At 64.1% G+C, this 17003-nt stretch carries 17 protein-coding genes and 1 pseudogene; 5 read left to right on the top strand and 13 right to left on the bottom strand.

Features of this window, described 5'->3' with window-relative positions; genetic code table 11:
• Nucleotides 1–104: 104 nt before the first annotated feature.
• From ACIQTZ_RS12735 to ACIQTZ_RS12715, 5 genes and pseudogenes are all read right to left on the bottom strand, one after another.
• Nucleotides 105–743: pseudogene (locus tag ACIQTZ_RS12735) on the bottom strand (DUF4956 domain-containing protein); the annotation flags it as partial.
• The gene (locus ACIQTZ_RS12730) at nt 740–1963 is read right to left on the bottom strand and encodes a GtrA family protein (RefSeq protein WP_402945654.1); all 1224 of its coding nucleotides are present in this window, start codon (nt 1961–1963) and stop codon (nt 740–742) included. The gene ACIQTZ_RS12730 and the pseudogene ACIQTZ_RS12735, both read right to left, overlap by 4 nt.
• 2 nt (nt 1964–1965) lie before the next feature.
• On the bottom strand, nt 1966–2931 hold the full coding sequence (locus ACIQTZ_RS12725) for a phosphodiester glycosidase family protein (RefSeq protein ID WP_402945586.1): 966 nt from the start codon (nt 2929–2931) through the stop codon (nt 1966–1968).
• 124 nt (nt 2932–3055) lie between these two features.
• Complete coding sequence (locus ACIQTZ_RS12720) at nt 3056–3640, bottom strand: DinB family protein (protein ID WP_402945589.1); 585 nt, start codon at nt 3638–3640, stop codon at nt 3056–3058.
• Nucleotides 3641–3768: 128 nt separating this feature from the next.
• Entirely contained in the window at nt 3769–4128 is a 360-nt protein-coding gene (locus tag ACIQTZ_RS12715) for a VOC family protein (RefSeq protein WP_397323355.1), read from the bottom strand.
• 51 nt (nt 4129–4179) lie between these two features.
• Here ACIQTZ_RS12715 and ACIQTZ_RS12710 point away from each other — a divergent pair, with 51 nt between their 5' ends.
• Entirely contained in the window at nt 4180–4485 is a 306-nt protein-coding gene (locus ACIQTZ_RS12710; RefSeq protein WP_402981178.1) for an MmcQ/YjbR family DNA-binding protein, read from the top strand.
• Nucleotides 4486–4636: 151 nt separating this feature from the next.
• On the top strand, nt 4637–4936 hold the full coding sequence (locus ACIQTZ_RS12705; RefSeq protein WP_402981176.1) for a hypothetical protein: 300 nt from the start codon (nt 4637–4639) through the stop codon (nt 4934–4936).
• A gap of 88 nt (nt 4937–5024) precedes the next feature.
• Here the strand turns inward: ACIQTZ_RS12705 and ACIQTZ_RS12700 are convergent, their stop codons facing one another.
• From ACIQTZ_RS12700 to ACIQTZ_RS12685, 4 genes are read right to left on the bottom strand one after another with little or no spacing between them, the layout of a single operon-like run.
• Nucleotides 5025–5837 carry a bifunctional allantoicase/(S)-ureidoglycine aminohydrolase gene (locus ACIQTZ_RS12700; RefSeq protein ID WP_397323350.1) on the bottom strand — a complete coding sequence of 271 codons (813 nt, stop codon included), beginning with the start codon at nt 5835–5837 and terminating at the stop codon, nt 5025–5027.
• Nucleotides 5838–5850: 13 nt separating this feature from the next.
• Nucleotides 5851–7113 (bottom strand): DUF6986 family protein, encoded by a 1263-nt coding sequence (locus tag ACIQTZ_RS12695; RefSeq protein WP_397323349.1) that lies wholly within the window; start codon nt 7111–7113, stop codon nt 5851–5853.
• 1 nt (nt 7114) lies between these two features.
• Entirely contained in the window at nt 7115–8713 is a 1599-nt protein-coding gene (gene aceB / locus ACIQTZ_RS12690) for a malate synthase A (RefSeq protein ID WP_402945598.1), read from the bottom strand.
• A gap of 34 nt (nt 8714–8747) precedes the next feature.
• On the bottom strand, nt 8748–10142 hold the full coding sequence (locus ACIQTZ_RS12685) for an NAD-dependent malic enzyme (RefSeq protein ID WP_397323347.1): 1395 nt from the start codon (nt 10140–10142) through the stop codon (nt 8748–8750).
• Nucleotides 10143–10363: 221 nt separating this feature from the next.
• On the opposite strand from ACIQTZ_RS12685, the gene ACIQTZ_RS12680 reads away from it, so the two are divergent.
• Nucleotides 10364–11119 (top strand): IclR family transcriptional regulator, encoded by a 756-nt coding sequence (locus ACIQTZ_RS12680; protein ID WP_400336322.1) that lies wholly within the window; start codon nt 10364–10366, stop codon nt 11117–11119.
• 56 nt (nt 11120–11175) lie between these two features.
• Here ACIQTZ_RS12680 and ACIQTZ_RS12675 read toward each other — a convergent pair whose 3' ends face one another.
• The 3 genes from ACIQTZ_RS12675 to pucL form a co-directional block, all read right to left on the bottom strand.
• A complete protein-coding gene (locus ACIQTZ_RS12675; protein ID WP_402945602.1) occupies nt 11176–11640 on the bottom strand; it encodes a DUF2867 domain-containing protein in 465 nt (154 codons plus the stop codon).
• 137 nt (nt 11641–11777) lie between these two features.
• Nucleotides 11778–13268: a nucleobase:cation symporter-2 family protein gene (locus tag ACIQTZ_RS12670; RefSeq protein WP_400336318.1), complete on the bottom strand. Its 1491-nt coding sequence runs from the start codon at nt 13266–13268 to the stop codon at nt 11778–11780.
• A 193-nt stretch (nt 13269–13461) separates the two neighbouring features.
• Nucleotides 13462–14376 (bottom strand): factor-independent urate hydroxylase, encoded by a 915-nt coding sequence (pucL, locus tag ACIQTZ_RS12665; RefSeq protein WP_397323343.1) that lies wholly within the window; start codon nt 14374–14376, stop codon nt 13462–13464.
• A gap of 379 nt (nt 14377–14755) precedes the next feature.
• Between pucL and ACIQTZ_RS12660 the strand changes: the two genes are divergently transcribed.
• The gene (locus ACIQTZ_RS12660; RefSeq protein WP_014922716.1) at nt 14756–14932 is read left to right on the top strand and encodes a hypothetical protein; all 177 of its coding nucleotides are present in this window, start codon (nt 14756–14758) and stop codon (nt 14930–14932) included.
• A gap of 320 nt (nt 14933–15252) precedes the next feature.
• Here the strand turns inward: ACIQTZ_RS12660 and ACIQTZ_RS12655 are convergent, their stop codons facing one another.
• Nucleotides 15253–16179: a hypothetical protein gene (locus ACIQTZ_RS12655; protein WP_402981173.1), complete on the bottom strand. Its 927-nt coding sequence runs from the start codon at nt 16177–16179 to the stop codon at nt 15253–15255.
• Between the two features lie 507 nt (nt 16180–16686).
• On the opposite strand from ACIQTZ_RS12655, the gene ACIQTZ_RS12650 reads away from it, so the two are divergent.
• Nucleotides 16687–17003 (top strand): hypothetical protein (locus ACIQTZ_RS12650; protein ID WP_402981170.1); only part of this gene is annotated, 317 nt, incomplete at its 3' end.

Below are 17003 nucleotides of genomic sequence, written 5' to 3'. Positions count from 1 at the left end.
TCTTGCTGGTGGGCCGGCGGTGTTTGCTGCTGGGAGTGCCAGGCTTGCTGCGCCGCCTGCTGGTGGGGCTGTGCCGCTTGCTGGGCTGCCTGTGCTGCAGAGCCCGGGAACACGGAGCCCGGAAGCTCCTGCGGTGCCGGGGCCAGTGCACCCGCGGGCCGGTCGAAGCCGAGCTGCGCGCTCGCCTGGACGGAGCGCCGTGCCCGGACTGCGTAGCGCACATCCACGATCGTCTTGTCGTTGACCAGGTCCAGCTCCTGGATGGTGGCCGAGTGAACCGTGCCGTTGAGGACTTCCTCCAGCCGGGCATTGAGTTCAGGTTCATTGTTGATGGCCCGGTCCAGGACCACGGTTTGGTGGCGGTACGCGGGAAGGACGGCCGGGTTGTCGCCGATGAACATCACCAGCAGCACCAGGCCCATAAGGGACAATGTCAGCCACAGGGGCTCCACTCCGATGCCGGCGATCAAACCCAAGGCCAGCGCCGAGAAGTAGTAGGCCACCTCGTGCTGGGCCAGTTCCGTGGACCTGAGCCGGATGATCGAGAGGACACCGAAGAGTCCCAGCCCCAGTCCAACGCCGGCCGCGGATCCGGAGAGGGCAGTGGCGACTGCCAGGACTCCCACGTTCATGCCGAGGTAGGAAACCACCAGGTCACGCCGCCGGTGCCGGCGCAGGTAGAGGGCCAAGGTGAGGATGGTGATGGCAATGAGGTCTGCTGCCATGAGGATGATGGTGTTCATCGGATTCTCCGGAATCTGTTGGTGGGCTGGTTTCCACGATTCCCGGTGCTGCTGTGCTGAAACTGTGCCGGGGCCAAGGCTGGGATATGACTTTCGACGTCGGCCCTGGGGTGTCCACGCGTAGGTCCCGTCTGCCCATACCCGGCCTCCGTAAGCACCTCCGCCGGATCTTCCCCCGAAGAGGCTGGCTGCGAAGCACGGACCCTGCCGGCGAACAGGAAGCGCTGCTGGACGGCATAGCTCACACCGAGGAGGGCCAGCTCCGTGGCAAGCTTCGCGGGCAGCTCGGGTACGGCCAGTGACGTCAGCGACCACATGATGGCGTAGTTGGCTGTGAGCAGGACGAGCACCAAGGCCACGTAGCCGGAGATCGCCGAACGCAGGGATTTCTCCTTGCCGTGCTCAAACACCAGATTGCGGTTCACCAGGAAATTCACGCCCGCGCTGACGGCCCTGGCACCAACCACGGCCAGCAGGAGGGAATCTGAGAGCGCCGTCAGCATCAGGAAGACGATGGTGTCCACCAGGAAGGCAGAGAACGACGAGCCCAGGAACTTCAGCAAAGGTGCATAGATCCTGACCGAGTCCGCTACGGGGCGGAAATGCGAGCCTGAGTTGTGGTCCAGGTACACCGTGGCGATCTCCACGGTATCTATGCCGTAGCCCGCCTGCTTGGCCTCGAGCAGCAGGTTGAGTTCGTACTCGTAGCGTTGGCCGCGGACCGTCAACAGCCAGGGGATCATGTCCGCGCGGTACCCCCTCAACCCGGTCTGGGTATCAGGAATCCCTTGGCCCGTTGCGAGCTTGAACAGCCACCGCGTCACCGTATTGCCAAACTTGCTCCGAGCCGGCACATCGCCGCTGAAGGAGCGGCAGCCCAGCACCATCGAGGCCGTCACGCTCCGCACCCTGTCCGCTACAGCCAGGATGTCGGCCACTCCGTGCTGGCCGTCGCTGTCCGCGCAGACCACGTCATGGCCGGGGAACCTGTCCGCGATGAATGCGAAGCCGCTCTTGAGGGCGTGGCCTTTTCCGCCGTTTGCCGCATAACTGAGGACGTGGCACCCAAGCCGGGTGACGCCGTCGAACACGTCCTGGAAGGCGGGGCCGGAACCGTCGTCAACCACCACGATGGTGATCCACGGATCCGCGTCCCTAAGGTTGCTGACCAAGGAGATGAGCTGCTGGTCCGGCTCGTACGCCGGTATCAGGATGATCATGGTCACTGGGCGATGTAGAGGATGTCCGAGGTGCCGCGCTCTTTGTTCTCACCGAGCGGGTTGTTCACCAGGGATCCGTTGAAGTACATGGTGGAGGAGCCGCCGCCGTCGATGTTGTACGCGGTGGTGGCGCCGAGGTCCTTCATGATCTGGGCCAGGCCCGTCATCGTGACGCCGGCGGAATAGCCCGGGCTGCGGCCGTCTACCACGACGAACACCAAATGGTTCTCGTCGATCACACCCACAGCCGTGCGTGGTTGCTCGCCCTGGATGGAGTGGTTGCCGAAGTTGGTGTCCACCTCCACATCCTCGATGCCCGAGGCGATCTCGCCGTTGTCCAGCAACGACGGGCCGAAGGAGAGCGTGTTCCACACACCGTCGGCCACGAGTTGTTCGGCCGTGGTGGTGGTCTCGTCGTACACCTTCACGGTGCCGTCCTTGTAGAACGCGAGGCCCTGCCGCGCGCCCTCGTCCCGGTACACCACACCGTTCCGGATCACGATGCCCGTGTCCCGGAAGCCGTAGTAGTCGCCGTTGATGGCGAAGATCGCGTTGTTATCGGCGGCGATGTCCGAGGTGTTCTCGGTGATGTTCTCGCCGAAGGTGTCCTGCGCGAAGGCCGACTTCAGCGTGGTGGCGTCGCTGAGGACGACATCGGCAACGTAGTAGGTCACGGTGCTGTCGCCGCTGCCGGTTGTCACCGTGGAGATGGTGACGCCCGTGTCGCCTTGGGTGTAGCTGGTGTCGGTGACGACGGCTGATTCGTTTGTTGTGTCCGAGGTGGTGGTTGTCCCGGCCTGGCTGGCCTCATAAGCGGAGGCGTTGGTGATTTGGGCGTGCGGGATGACGAAGCGGTCCAGGGCCCAGGCAGCCGCACCTCCCGCAGAGAGAGTGACCGCCAGGACAGCGGAGACGACGGCGCGCCGGGTCCGGCTGCCCTTTCGGTGTTCGGTCTGTGGAGGAGTCATGCCTCCTTTTTACGGAGGCAGGCTACGCCGGAGGTTTGCTGGGCTTATGCGTGGGCTGTGAAGGGTGCCCCTTGGCTGTGAAGGGTTTGCCGGCGGTGTCCTGGGGCTGGTCCCGGCGCTGTTGTCAGCGCCTGCGGTCGGCCTGCAGCGCGGCCTCCTCGATCCGGTAGCGGTGGGCAGCGAGCTCCTCGGAGTTCCGCGGCGGGATGTTCGGATCGTTCGGTCGCTGGCCGGCCTGGCCGTCGATGAGTTCCCGGATGATGTCGGCGTGGCCTGCGTGCCGGGCTGTCTCCACACACATGTGCACCAGGATCTGGTGCAGGGTCACGTTCTTCTTTTCCTCGGACCACCACGGCACCACACCGGGTGCATCCAAGGGGAGGGACTCGATGGTTTCGTCGCTGTGCTTGGCAGAGAAGTGGTGCAACTCGATGATGCTCTGCATGGTTTCGTCCGCCGGAACCCACATATCGGCGTCGGGCTCGGCTGTGGCCTCATACCACGGAAGTTCCCTCCCGTCGGGCCGCCCGAAGGTCTCTCCGAAGTACCCCAACTCCACGCTGGCCACGTGCTTCACCAAGCCCAGCAGGTTGGTCCCGGTGGGAGTCATGGGCCGGCGGGCATCGTATTCGCTCAGGCCTTCCACTTTGCCGAGCAGGTCGGCCCGGCGTGTGCGGAGGTAGTTCAGCAACGTTGCTTTCTCATCCATGGGAGCACTCTACCGATTCCCTGCGGCGCCGTGTGGGACGCGACTTCGCTGGAAACCGGTCCTTTCGCACGGAAATTTGCATCGGTTTTCGCACCTCTCCCGCGACCCCGAAGTGCCCGACGGCGGTGCTACCGCGGCGCCCGGTCGATGACGCAGAAGCGGTTGCCGTCGGGATCTTCCAAAACCACGAAGTCGGGGTCTTCAGGGTACAGGTCCCAGTCGACGTGCCCGGCGCCAAGGGAGACAAGCCGTTCAATCTCGGCCGCCTGGTCATCCGCGTATAGGTCCAGGTGGATCCGGGGGTGTTCCTGGACAGGGGTTTCGCTGAACATCAGGGCGAGCTGCGCGCCTGGACCGGAGGCCGGCACCAGGATCACCCACGTGTCATCGCCGGGCTCGCGGGGTACGTAGCCCAGGGCCGCCTGCCAGAACTCCGTTGCACGGGCGAGGTCGTTGACGCCCAGGACTGTACTGCCGATGGTCAACATGTGCCCAGCGTAGTCCCTTGTTTGGGCGCTAAGTGGGTGCCACAGTGAACCATGGCCACCGAAGAGGACGTCCGGAAGATCTGCCTTGGCCTGCCAGGGGTTACCGAGCGACCCAGTTGGGGGCAACCCGCGTGGTTCGCCAAGACCCTCATGGCCCGGATCTGGGAGGACGGCGTGGTCACGGTCAAGACCGACGAACGCGAAGCCCTGACAGCCATGGAACCGGACAAGTTCTTCTGGACTCCCCACCATGACCGTTCCCCGAACCTCGTCCTTGTGCACCTCACCAAGATCGACGTCGGTGAACTCGCCGAGCTGCTCCAAGAGTCGTACCGGATCGCCGGCGGCCCGAAGTAAACGTTCGACCCGCGCCTCCGTCCGTCCCGTTGGCCCGTGCCTCCGCAGTCGCTGGAAAACGACGAAATCGCCGGAAGGTTCCCTGCGAAGGGGCAGTGTTCCGGCGATTTCGGCGCTCCAACGCGGACCGGGGCGGGCTAGGCTTGCACGCATGGGGGACAACAACATACGTGGGGAACACAACTCACCGCAGCCTGCACGCAAAGTCCGTGCCGTCGTCGTGCCTTTGCTGGCGCTGATCGCCGTGATAGCCGGGCTGATCGCGGCGTGGAACGGGAAGGACGAACCCATGGGTTGGTTCGCCTACGCGCCACTCAGCGACACGGTCTTTCAACCATCCGGCGGGGCATTCGTCAGCCAAGGAACGCAGATCGGCCTGCTCATCGCTGTGCTGGGCCTGCTTTCCCTGACGTTCTGGTCCGGCTTCACCCTTGGACGACGCCGCCGCTGAGCTGAGCTGCGCCGAAACCGCCCGAAAACGACGAAATCGCCGGAACGTTCCCTGCGAAAGGGCAGCGTTCCGGCGACTTCGGCGCAGACTAGGTGAGCTTCACCTGGCGGTTCATGTCCTTGTACAGCAGGTACCGGAACTCGCCCGGCCCACCGGCGTAGCAAGCCTGCGGGCAGAACGCGCGCAGCCACATGAAGTCGCCGGCCTCGACCTCAACCCAGTCGTTGTTGAGGAGGTACATGGCCTTGCCTTCAAGGACGTACAGGCCGTGCTCCATGACGTGGGTTTCCGGGAAGGGAATCACGCCGCCGGGCTGGAACGTGACGATGTTGACCTGCATGTCGTGCGCAAGGTCGCTGGAGTCCGTGAAACGCGTGGTCTTCCAGACGTCGTTGGTGTCCGGCATGGACGTGGGCTCAATGTCCTTCTCGTTGGTCACGAAGGACTTGGCCTCGTAGCCCTCGAGCCGCTCGTACGCCTTGCGGATCCAGTGGTAGGACACGATGTCGTCGGAGACGTTCTCCACGCCCCACTCGGCACCGGCCGCGAGGTAGGCGTAGCCGCCCTCTTCGAGGTGGTGCAGTTCGCCGTCGAGGGTCAGGTTCAGCTTGCCCTTGGTCACGAAGACCACGCCTTCAACGCCGGACTCGAACTCGGCCTTCGGAGCGCCGCCGCCCGGAGCGATCTCCACGATCAGCTGCGAGAACGTGGTGGCGAAGCCGGAAATCGGACGCGCGATGATCCACGAACGCGTGTTGGTGAAGCCCGGCAGGTTGCTCGTGACGATGTCCGTGAGGACGCCCTTGGGGATCACGGTGTAGGCCTCGGTGACGATGGCCCGTTCGGTGGTCAGGTGGGTCTGCGGCGGCAGCCCGCCCTGCGGGTAGTAGTAGTTGCCCATACGGTGCTCCTAATCAGTGCGAAGTTGGTTGTGCGAGCCGCGGGTGCGCCAGTGCGGTCAGCTGGGAAAGTTCGACGCCGGCAAGCGCCTTGACCTCGTCGGTCCCCACTGCGCCGCACTGGACGCCGCGGAGGACGAAGCCTGCAAGGGCACGCGCGGTGGCGGGCTCGTCCATGACGCCGCCTTCGGTGCGTTCGACGTAGTTGCGCAGTCGCAGCGCCGCGGCCGGCAGGCCTTCGCGGTAGAAAGCGTACGACGCCGAGAAACGGCTGGGGAGCTGGGCGGCGTGGAGATCCCAGCCCTGGTAGTAGCCGTTTTCCAGGGAGCGGCGTACCAGGCGGCCATGCAGCTTCCACGCGTCTTCCACCGCGTCACCCACGGGGATGATGTTGGTGGAACCGTCGGAAAGGCGGATGCCCGTGCCTGCGACAGCCAGTTGCATGACTTCCTTGGCGAAGTCGGCCACGGGGTGTTCCATGGACTGGTATTCCGCGGAGATCCCCAATGAGGCGCTGTAGTCGTACGTGCCGTAGTGCAGGGCGCTGATCCGGCCGGGAACCACGTGGGGGAGCTGGGCCACCGGGGAAGTTCCGTCGGCGCCGAGGATGAGCTGCGGGGTTTCCACCTGCACCTCAAAGCGAAGCCGTCCCGCCGGGAGTCCGTGAACTTCTTCAAGCCGCGAGACGGCGTAATCCATGGCCTGCACCTGCGCCACCGTGGTGACCTTCGGCAGGGTCAGGATCAGCCCGGCCGGGAGTTCCCCGGAAGCAGCGAGCGTGGAGACGAACAAATCCAACGTGCGAAGACCGCGTGCCCGGGTGGGGGCCTCAAAGCACTTGAAGCGGATGCCGATGAAGGGCGGAGCCGTTCCGGCAGCCACCGCAGCAGACACGGCCTTGGCGGCAGCAACGACGTCGGCATCTTCTGCCTCATCGCCGCGGTCGCCGTAGCCGTCTTCGAAGTCCAGGCGGAGGTCCTCGATGGGCTCGGACTGCAATTTGGCAGCAACCCGGGCCGCGACAGCGGCAGCAAGATCGGGCTCCTGGCCCAAAAGCTGACCGAGCTTCTCGAGACCACCGTGCGCCTCCGCCGTCGCGAGCGCCTGGGCTCCCCACTCGGCCGCAAAGGAAGCAGTGAAGCGGTCGGCCGGGACATAGACGGTGTGGATCGGCTGGCGTGAGCCGTCGTCGCCGGGGTAGTTGCGGTCAAGCAACTGGTCCGTGGCGGCGAGCTGTGACTCGATGTGGGCCAGATCGGAAGACGAAAGTGAACCCATCTCAGCCCACCAGCTCATACGCGGGCGTGGTGAGGAAGTCCGTGTAGTCGTCGGAGAGGCAGATGTCCTCGATGAGCTTGGACGCCGGCTCGTAGTACTTGGTGAAGTTCTCGTCGCCGAATTCGATGCGGAGGCGTTCGGTTTCTTCGCCGAGGATGCGGCTGACCAGTTCGCGGGTCACCGTGTTGCCGGTGTCCGCGAGGATCGACTTGTTGCGCAGCTGCTGCCAGACCTGGGAGCGGGAGATTTCCGCGGTTGCGGCGTCTTCCATGAGGTTGTGGATGGCAACCGCACCGCTGCCGGAGATCCAGACGCCGGTGTAGGCGACGGCGACGTAGAGGTTCAGGCGCAGTCCGGCTTCGGTGACGGTGCCGCCGGCGGAGGCGACGTCGATGAGCTGCTCGGCGGTGACGTTTACCTCGGGGCGCTGCTTGTCGATCTGGTTCGGGCGGTCCCCGAGCACGGAGTCGAACACTTCGCGGCAGGTGGAGACCAGGTCCGGGTGGGCAACCCAGGAACCGTCGAAGCCGTCGTTTGCTTCGCGGGTCTTGTCGGCGCGGACCTTGTCGAACGCTGCGGCGGTGACGTCGGGCTGTTTGCGGTTGGGGATCACTGCGGCCATGCCACCCATGGCGAAGGCGCCGCGCTTGTGGCAGGTCTTGACCAGGAGTTCGGTGTAGGCGCGCATGAAGGGCGCCGTCATGGCAACCGTGGCACGGTCCGGGAGGACGAACTCTTCGCCGGCATCGCGGAAGTACTTGATGATGCTGAAGAGGTAGTCCCAGCGGCCGGCGTTCAGGCCGGAGGCGTGGTCGCGGAGTTCGTAGAGGATCTCGTCCATCTCGAACGCGGCGGGGATGGTCTCGATCAGGACTGTGGCGCGGATGCTGCCCTGTGGGATGCCGAGGTAGTCCTGGGCGAAGACGAACACGTCGTTCCACAGGCGGGCCTCGAGGTGGCTTTCCATCTTGGGCAGGTAGTAGTACGGGCCGTGGCCGTTCAGGAGCAGCTGCTTGGCGATGTGGAAGAAGTGCAGTCCGAAGTCCACCAGGCCGCCGACGGTGGGTTCGCCGTCGATCAGGAGGTGGTTCTCCTCCATGTGCCAGCCGCGGGGGCGGGCTACGACGACGGCCAAGGGAGCGTCCGTGCGGAGGCGGTATTCCTTGCCTTCGGGGGAGGTGTAGGCGAGGGTTCCCTGGGCGGCGTCGCGGAGGTTGAGGATCGCGTCGATGACGTTCGGCCACGTCGGGGTGGAGGCGTCTTCGAGGTCTGCGAGCCATACCTTCGCGCCGGAGTTCAGCGCATTGATGGCCATCTTGGCCGGGGTGGCCGGGCCGGTCATTTCAACGCGGCGGTCCTGCAGGGCTGCCGGTGCTTCGGCGACTTTCCAGTCGCCGTCGCGGATTTCCTGGGTTTCCGGGAGGAAATCGAGGCGGCTGGTTTTCGCCACGGTGTCCCGTTTGGCCTTGCGGGCCTGGAGCAGTTCGTTGCGGGTGCCGGCGAAGCGCTTGTGCAGTTCCTCGATAAAGGCCAAGGCTTTGGGGGTGAGGATTTCCTCGGCGCGTTCGATCGGCCGGGGATCAGTGACTGTAATAGCCATGGGAGCGGATTCCTTTGTCTATAGTGCGCTGGTGCTAGCTGGCTGCGTTTGCGTGGGCTGCAGCTGCAACAGCGGCGGCCACATCTCCGGCAACGTGGGGATCGAAGACGCTGGGGATAATGTAGCTCGCGTTGAGCTCGTCGTCAGCTACCCGGTTGGCAATCGCCTCGGCTGCGGCCACCAGCATGTTCGGCGTGATGTCCGAGGCTCCGGCATCCAGCAGGCCGCGGAAGAAGCCCGGGAAGGCCAGAACGTTGTTGATCTGGTTGGGGAAGTCGCTGCGTCCGGTAGCTACAACCGCTGCGTGCTTGGAGGCGATGGCGGGGTCGATTTCCGGAGTCGGGTTGGCCATGGCGAACACAATCGCGTTCTCGGCCATGGAGGCAACCTGCTCTTCGCCGATGACGTGCGGGGCGCTGACGCCGATGAACACGTCGGCTCCCTTGAGGGCGTCGTGGAGGCTGCCGGAGAAGCCTTCCTCGTTGGTGTTCGCGGCGATCCAGCTGCGGTGCTCGTCGTCGTACTTTTCACCCGAGTGGATGGCGCCGGAACGACCCGCGGCGACGATGTGCTGTGCGCCCTGTGCCTTGAGGAGCTGGATGATGGCGGAGCCGGCAGCTCCGACGCCGGAGACCACGATCTTGACCTCGGAGAGCTTCTTGTCCACCACGCGGAGGGCGTTGACCAGGGCCGCGAGCGTGACGATCGCGGTGCCGTGCTGGTCGTCGTGGAAGACCGGGATGTCGAGTTCTTCGCGGAGGCGGTTTTCGATCTCGAAGCAGCGGGGAGCCGCGATGTCTTCGAGGTTGATGCCGCCGTAGACGGGGGCCATGGCCTTGGCGATCTTGATGATCTCTTCGGTGTCCTGGGTGTCCAGGCAGACCGGCCAGGCGTCAACGTTGGCGAACTGCTTGAACAGTGCGGCCTTGCCTTCCATGACGGGAAGCGCTGCGGCGGGGCCAATGTTGCCCAGGCCCAGGACAGCGGAACCGTCGGTGAGGACGGCGATGGTGTTGCGCTTGACCGTCAGGTTGCGGGCGGCCGCCGGGTCTTCGGCGATCGCCAGGCAAACACGCGCGACGCCGGGAGTGTAGGCGCGGGACAGGTCGTCGCGGTTGCGCAGGGCTACTTTCGGGACGACCTCGAGCTTGCCGCCCAGGTGCATCAGGAAGGTGCGGTCGGAGACGTGCTGGACCTTGACGCCGTCAAGAGCGTTCAGGGCGTCCTTCACGCGAGCGGCGTGGTCATCGTCGGTGGTGTTGCAGGTGACGTCCACGACGATGGTCTCGTGGTGGGATTCCGTGACGTCCAGTGCGGTGATTGCTGCACCGGCTGCACCAACCGCGGCTGCCAGTTCGCTGGTCGCGGTGAAGCTCGACGGCGCGGAGACGCGCAGGGTGATCGAGTTACCGGGGCTCGGATTCGCCATTGAAATTCCTCCTGTTAGGCCCGTTCCCGGGCCGCCGTTCCAAACTGAATGTTTTCGTATTATGGATATTATTATCTACAAAGTGGAAACACAACCCCCTGCCCGGTCATGTTCGGTGTCGTCGCGAAGGTGTCCGGCGTGCTGTATCTTGGGTGTTCTAAGCAATTCTTTTCACGATGCGGATAAGAGTTGTCGGAATCTGAGTCATTGGAGACAAGGGAATGGCTGAAAAAGCCTCCGGAGGCGTGCAGTCCGTTGAGCGCGTCTTTGAACTGCTGGAACTGATCACGGATGCAGGCGGGGATGTCACGCTCAGCGAGCTGTCGTCGTCCACCGACCTGCCCTTGCCTACCATCCACCGCCTTTTGCGGACCCTCGTGGCGCTCGGCTACATCCGCCAGCTCCCCAACCGCCGGTACGCGCTGGGCCCCCGTCTCATTCGTTTGGGAGAGGCCGCCAGCAAGCAACTTGGTGCCGTGGCCCGCCCCCAGCTGAAGACCCTCGTGGAGCGGCTTGGCGAAACGTCCAACATGGCCGTCCTCGATTCCGACATGGTGATCTACGTAGCGCAGGTCCCGTCCATGCACTCCATGCGCATGTTCACCGAGGTAGGCCGCCGCGCCCATACCCATGACACCGGCGTGGGCAAGGCCATCCTGGCGCAGCTCGACGACGAGGTGGTCCGCGGCATCGTGGCCCGCACCGGCATGCCCACCCCGACGGCCAAGAGCATCGGGGACATCGACTCGCTCCTGGCCGACCTGAAGCTCATCCGTGAACGCGGCTACTCCATTGACGAGGAAGAGCAGGAGCTCGGCGTACGTTGCTTCGCCATGGCCGTGCCGAACGCTCCCACGCCCACGGCGATCTCCGTTTCCGGCCCGATCACGCGTGTGGACCAGACCTTCGCCGACCGCGCAGTTCCGATGCTGCGGGAGGCCGCCATGGCAATCTCCGCGGAGCTCAACCAGAACTGACCCGCGCCAAGTTGGCAGAAGATGGCAATGTTCCCCGTGAACATTGCCATCTTTTGTTATCTCGGCGCGCGTACTGCGCGCGTGGCCTTCTTCAGCATGGAATTCACCACGATCGGGTGTACCGCCCGAACGATGCCAAAGTACAGCTTTCCGCGCCACCCCTTGAGCTCGACGGCGGTGGTCACCCTCATCAGCCGGCGCACCGGATCAACACCGACGGCGGCCGCGAAGTTCAGGTGCTTGTCCTGGACGTAGATCAGGGCTTCTTCGCCGGACTGTTCGCTCACCTTGAAGGTGTCCTTGGGGGCCTTCGGAATGCCGATCAGCGGAACCAGCGCCTGCCTTAATCGCATTGCTCCAGCAACCCAGCGCGGCATGGACTCGAGGGCAAACAACCGCTCCGCCCACTCGGTTGGATCCGTGCCGGCGCCGTCGGGAAGAGCGGCCAGGCAAACGTCCGCATAGTCAGGCGCGGGGATTTTGCTAAGGGCCAGTGAACGGAAGCACGGCAGCTCAGTCATGAGCCGAGCCTATCGGCGACCAGGTCCCGGTGGCGCCTGCCGCCGTCGTACGTTTTGCCCAAAGGCGCGGCTAAGCCGACGAAAGGCGGCAGTGTCCCCCAAGGAAAACACTGCCGCCTGTCGCGTGCGGGAGGGTGCTAGTGCTCTGAGGACGAGGTGCTCTTGAGCGGGACCTCGTTGCCTTCGGCGTCGATCAGCTTGCCGTTCTCGAAGCGGTCGCCATGTTCCAGGCACTTGACGTCCTCGGGTGTGACCACGCGCTCCGTGCCTGCCACGAACACCGACTGGTTGTCCGAGTTGCCGGCTTTGAAGTGGTTGAACAGGATGTTCAGGATGATCGCCATGACCGCGGCCGAGCTGATGCCGGAGTGGAAGATCGTGGAGAACCAGGACGGGAACTGGTCGTAGAACTTCGGGGCAGCAATCGGGATCATGCCGAAGCCGATCGAGGCAGCCACGATGATCAGGTTCATGTTGTTCTTGTATTCGACCTTCGCGAGGGTGCGGATACCGCTGGCGGCAACCGTACCGAAGAGCACAACGCCGGCACCGCCCAGGACGGGCGTCGGAACCGCTGCGACGACTCGGCCGAGGATCGGCAGGAGGCCCAGGACAACCAGGATGAGGCCGCCGGCGCTGACCACGAAGCGGCTCTTGATGCCCGTGATGGCAACGAGCCCGACGTTCTGGGCGAAGGCGCTCTGCGTGAAAGAGTTGAAGAGCGGGGAGATGGCGCTGGAGAGCATGTCGGCGCGCAGGCCGTTGCCGATGCGGCGGGAGTCAACCTTGGTGTCCACGATCTCGCCCACGGCGATGATGTCAGCTGAGGTCTCCGTCAGCGTCACCAGGATGACGATCAGCATGGAGATGATCGCGGCGACTTCGAACGTGGGAGCACCGAAAGCGAACGGGGTGGGGAAGGCCACGATGTCGCCCTGGCCAACCTTGGAGAAGTCGGCCATGCCGGTGACGGTTGCGATGACCGTGCCAATGACCATGGCCAGCAGGATCGAAAGGCGGGAGATGGCGGCGTTGCCGATCTTGCTCAGCAGCAGGACGACGCCCATGGTCAGTGCCGCGAGGCCGATGTTGGCCATGCTGCCGTAGTTGTCAGCCTTGGCGTTGCCGCCCATGGCCCAGTTGGCCGCAACCGGCATGAGGGTCAGGCCAATGGTGGTAATCACCGTGCCGGTAACCACCGGTGGGAAGAACTTGATGATCTTCGAGAACAGGGGAGTGATGGCCAGGCCGATCAGCGAGGCCACGATCACCGAGCCAAAGACCGCCTGGATACCACCGCCGCCCTGCACGATCGCCACCATCGTGGAAACGCCGGCGAAGGAGACGCCCTGGACCAGCGGGAGCTGCGAGCCGAACCACGGAATGCCGACCGTCTGGAGAATGGTGGCCAGGCCGCCGACGAACAAGCAGGCTGCGATCAGGAGGCCGATGTCCTGCGAGGACATGCCCGCGGCCGCGCCAATGATCAGTGGCGGAGCGATGATGCCGCCGTACATGGTGAGAACGTGCTGGAAGCCGTAAGCGAAGGTGCTTCCGATCGAGAGCCGCTGGTCCTCGGGACGCGCGGCGGTGGTATTGGCGGGGCGGGACTTCTTCTTGGTGTTCATGGCAGACTTTCTGGGTTCATGGCAGACGCCTTCGTCTGGCTAACTGTGTCTGGCTAACAAAAGTGTGGGTGTTTTTGGGGTCGGGTTTGGGTGCAGGTTCCGCTGTTGCGGGGGCGTCCCTCTGGCGGAACCTGCACACGAACTCCGGGTGGCCAGGCCCGCGGTTGCTTCGCGGGCCTAAGCCGGGCGGTGCTTAGCAGAAGCCGGCGATGCCGCTCCAGGCAACGGGCGCGGCCGTGGTGTTGTCGCGCTGGACGGTTGCTTCGATGAGGCCGTACGGGCGGTCCGCGGCGTAGAAGACCTCGTTGGGGTTGTCCAGGCCGAACGGGCCCAGGTCAACCAGGAAGTGGTGCTTGTTCGGCATGGAGAACTTGATCTCGGCAACTTCGCTGTGTGCCTCGAGGACCTTCTTGCCCATGTCGAAGAGGGTCTGCTGCAGTGCGTGCGAGTAGTTCTCCGTGAAGCCCTCAAGAAGAAGGGCCTTGATGTCCTCGTAGCTCTTGTTGAAGTCCGTGGCCGAGGCGTCCAGGTTGGTGTTGTAGCGCCAGCGGGCGGATACGTCGGTGGCGAGGATGCGGTCCGTGGTCTCGGGGAGGGTGGTGTACTTGTCGCGCGGGTAGCCGACAAAGCCGGACTGCGTGGTCTTCAGGACGGTCAGGTCCTTGAGGCCGGAAACAATGTGGGTGGTTGCGCCATCGCGGACGACGACGGCGGTGCGCACCTCTTGCCCGTTGCGGACGAAGCTGTGGTCGTGGCTTTCGCCGTGGGCCTGGATGCGGTCCCAGCTGTAGGACTCAGCTTCCCAGCGTCCGCCGGTAACCCATGAGAACTCGCCGGTGAAGTGGTTGGCGAGGCGCAGCAGGAAGGCCTCAGGGGAGCCCACACCTTCACGGGCGAAGGCGTAGACGGTGTTCTTCTGGGTGTCGGTGGCAACGACGTGGCCGTTGTCGCCCTCGAGGTGGGCTGCCTCGAAGTCACCACGGAGCTGCGAGGTGACGTTGAGGTCTTCGATCTGGTGGCGGTCCGTATCCCGGGTGACCTTGACGACGCGGACTTCTGCTTTGCCGTACTGGTTTTCGCCGAGGACGATGTTGTTGCTCATGGTCATATCCCAACTTCTATGCGGTGGAAACTACGTTCCATCAATGAAATTAAGCGCGTGTTTCCACTGCGTTTCTGGTGGAGCCGACCCCAACAAAAAAGAGCCGGCATCCATGGATGCCAGCTCATTACGACCCTGCCTGCTGCTCTCAGGTTACGTGACCTACGCCACGAACTCATTCGAGAGTAGCGCATGGTTTGGGGATGTGTATACGGCTTCCGGGGGATCGTTATGAAGCAGCCAAATGTGACCGGGGCAACTTCTCGGGAGTGAAAGTGGGTCTTGACGCTTGCTTTCGGCTTCTCCTAGACTTTTCACATAACAAAAGAAAGTTTCCAATATGCGGAACTTTGAAGCATGCGAGCACTGGAAAGAGGAGGAACAGATGGACTCGAAGGATACGAACAACGTCGTGGAATTCCCGGCGCCGGGCCAGGAACTGTACCTGCCCTTCGGTGCTACCGATCCGGACTTTTACATTCCGGCCGACTGCGATCGCAAGGCCGGCGGATTCTCCCGCTGGCTGCGCGCGCTCCCAGTCTTCGGCCGGCAGCGCCCCTGACCTGCAACGGGGGCGCGGACTCTGCGCAACAGAGCCAACGAGGCGGGCGGCACCTGGGGAGGTGCCGCCCGCTTTGTTGTGCCCCCGCCACCACCCGCCCCCGCCCCTCCGCCACCACCCCGCCCCTCCGCCGTCGGCCACCCCGCCCGCGCCCACCCCGCGCCCCGCCCCTCCGCCACCACGCTGCCCCGCCCACCCGTGCCGTCGTCCGCGCCCACCTCACCGTCGGCCGTTTCGATGCCTCGCTGCGTGGAGTGCCGTGCGAACGGCATGTTGCGCAGTGAAGCATCGAATCGGGAGTGCCTGCCGAGGTGTTCCTGTCACTTGAGGGCCCGCAGCAGTCGCGTCTTGAACTCATGCTCGTTGAACAGGTCCCGCCATTTGATGCGGATAAACCTCCAGCCGATCTCCATCAGTGCCTTCTCCCGTTGGCGCTCTTTGTAGATCACCTCTGCAGTTGGTGCGTAGTCGAAGTACTTCACTTTGCCGTCGAACTCCAGTGCCAGCATCCTCTTGCGCCATGCGAAATCCATCCGATGAAGTCCCTCTGGAGTGATGGCCTCGACCTGGAGTTCGGGGAGATCAATCCGTAGTCGTTGAATCAACTCGCGCGTCAGCGTCTCGCCAGGAGATTCGGACCGGGCATCGGCGCTGTCCAACGCCCTCCTGAGGCTTTGCACTCCATTGCGTCCCCTTAAGAGCACGCACGCTTGTCGGATCTTTTCGGGGTCCGCGCCAAGTCGGAGTGCGTGGTCCATCAGCACGAGGCACTGCTTGTCATTCAACATCAGGCAGCAGTCCACAACGGTTTTTTCCAAGGAAGTGCAGGGTAGGCCGCCCATCATCGCTACCTCATCTGAATCCAGGATTCGAGCGTGTGCAACAACGTCCCGGCCATGGGAAGTGCTGGATGCGGTACCTGGAGTAGTGATGTGCTCTCGATCATTTACGTCCCACAGGAACAGGCCGTGGAGGCGAGCGGCAGAGGTGTGGCTGTAGACAAAGCCCCGTTCCGACGTCGTCAGTGTCCCGTGGGCATGGGCCGCAATCAACTGGCGGCTGCGCACCCATGGTTTTTGTGCATTCCATACGCTGGCCCGTATGTAACAACCTCGGCGGAGCCTCACTAGTGTGCCGCCGCAAACCAGCGAGGCTATTGTCCTGTCGTTGAAGCCGTCGGCGTGGAGTTCGCTGGTCCGCCATAGGTTGATGTCATTGGGAAGCGGTTTCGGGTCATTGTTTGCCATGAAAAGAGCCTCGGCCGGATCAGGGTGGATCAGAACCCGGGTGTTGTCCTATGTGGAGAAATCCACTTCGATGCCTCGCTGCGAGCCGTGCCGTGCCTATGGCATGTATGGCAGCGAACCATCGAAATGGGGCGAATGTGATCCACGTAACAATCGGCAGGAGCCTGAGGGCTTCGCGTAAGCTGGGCAAACGGCCACCCTTCGGGTCTTAAAGGTCGCCGTGGCCCCTTTGATTGGGCCGCACTTGCTGGCTCGATGGCGCCGGGCGTTCGTCCGCACGCGTCGCATCGCAGCAGGTCGAGCAATGACTGACGCTCGTCATCGGGCTATGCCGGAACCTGGGATTTCCGGCTGACAATCCCTGCCCTGGCAGGTGGATACAAAGAGCCGGACTGGGGGTCTGGCGCCGCCCAGCAGCAGCATGCAGGCTGCTTCCCCAAAGGAAAACAATGTCATGAAACCCACCCTCATCACGCTGGGGGCGGTGATCGCGTTGGCTCTTGCAGGATGCACGGATCCCGGCACGCCACCGCCCACCGAAAGCCCCAGTGCAACCACTGCACCACCAGGACCGACGCCGACGTCGAGTCCAACCACCTCGCCGACGTCTACCCCGCGGCCGACCGGGTCCCCGACGAGTACTCCGCGGCCGACGGGTTCGCCGACGAGTACCCCGCGGCCGACGACGACGGCCACGCCTACGCCGAGTGCGTCGCCGACGTCTACGCCGCGGCCGACGACGACGGCCACGCCTACGCCGAGTGCGTCGCCGACGTCTACGCCGCGGCCGACGACGACGGCCACGCCGACGCCGAGTGCGTCGC

This window comes from Paenarthrobacter sp. NPDC090520 (assembly GCF_044769205.1).
In the GTDB taxonomy this organism is placed as follows: domain Bacteria; phylum Actinomycetota; class Actinomycetes; order Actinomycetales; family Micrococcaceae; genus Arthrobacter.
The sequence above is the reverse complement of the archived record's forward strand: the minus strand, read 5'-3'. Positions and strand labels throughout refer to the sequence as shown.

Excerpts from the sequence above, each read along its gene's own strand:
- ACIQTZ_RS12655 (WP_402981173.1), bottom strand. The coding sequence starts at position 16,179 with ATGGCAAACAATGACCCGAAACCGCTTCCCAATGACATCAACCTATGG.
- ACIQTZ_RS12725 (WP_402945586.1), bottom strand. The coding sequence starts at position 2,931 with ATGACTCCTCCACAGACCGAACACCGAAAGGGCAGCCGGACCCGGCGC.
- ACIQTZ_RS12685 (WP_397323347.1), bottom strand. The coding sequence starts at position 10,142 with ATGGCGAATCCGAGCCCCGGTAACTCGATCACCCTGCGCGTCTCCGCG.
- ACIQTZ_RS12700 (WP_397323350.1), bottom strand. The coding sequence starts at position 5,837 with ATGGGCAACTACTACTACCCGCAGGGCGGGCTGCCGCCGCAGACCCAC.
- ACIQTZ_RS12675 (WP_402945602.1), bottom strand. The coding sequence starts at position 11,640 with ATGACTGAGCTGCCGTGCTTCCGTTCACTGGCCCTTAGCAAAATCCCC.
- ACIQTZ_RS12660 (WP_014922716.1), top strand. The coding sequence starts at position 14,756 with ATGGACTCGAAGGATACGAACAACGTCGTGGAATTCCCGGCGCCGGGC.
- ACIQTZ_RS12710 (WP_402981178.1), top strand. The coding sequence starts at position 4,180 with ATGGCCACCGAAGAGGACGTCCGGAAGATCTGCCTTGGCCTGCCAGGG.
- ACIQTZ_RS12695 (WP_397323349.1), bottom strand. The coding sequence starts at position 7,113 with ATGGGTTCACTTTCGTCTTCCGATCTGGCCCACATCGAGTCACAGCTC.
- ACIQTZ_RS12720 (WP_402945589.1), bottom strand. The coding sequence starts at position 3,640 with ATGGATGAGAAAGCAACGTTGCTGAACTACCTCCGCACACGCCGGGCC.
- aceB (WP_402945598.1), bottom strand. The coding sequence starts at position 8,713 with ATGGCTATTACAGTCACTGATCCCCGGCCGATCGAACGCGCCGAGGAA.
- ACIQTZ_RS12680 (WP_400336322.1), top strand. The coding sequence starts at position 10,364 with ATGGCTGAAAAAGCCTCCGGAGGCGTGCAGTCCGTTGAGCGCGTCTTT.
- ACIQTZ_RS12715 (WP_397323355.1), bottom strand. The coding sequence starts at position 4,128 with ATGTTGACCATCGGCAGTACAGTCCTGGGCGTCAACGACCTCGCCCGT.
- ACIQTZ_RS12705 (WP_402981176.1), top strand. The coding sequence starts at position 4,637 with ATGGGGGACAACAACATACGTGGGGAACACAACTCACCGCAGCCTGCA.
- pucL (WP_397323343.1), bottom strand. The coding sequence starts at position 14,376 with ATGACCATGAGCAACAACATCGTCCTCGGCGAAAACCAGTACGGCAAA.
- ACIQTZ_RS12730 (WP_402945654.1), bottom strand. The coding sequence starts at position 1,963 with ATGATCATCCTGATACCGGCGTACGAGCCGGACCAGCAGCTCATCTCC.
- ACIQTZ_RS12670 (WP_400336318.1), bottom strand. The coding sequence starts at position 13,268 with ATGAACACCAAGAAGAAGTCCCGCCCCGCCAATACCACCGCCGCGCGT.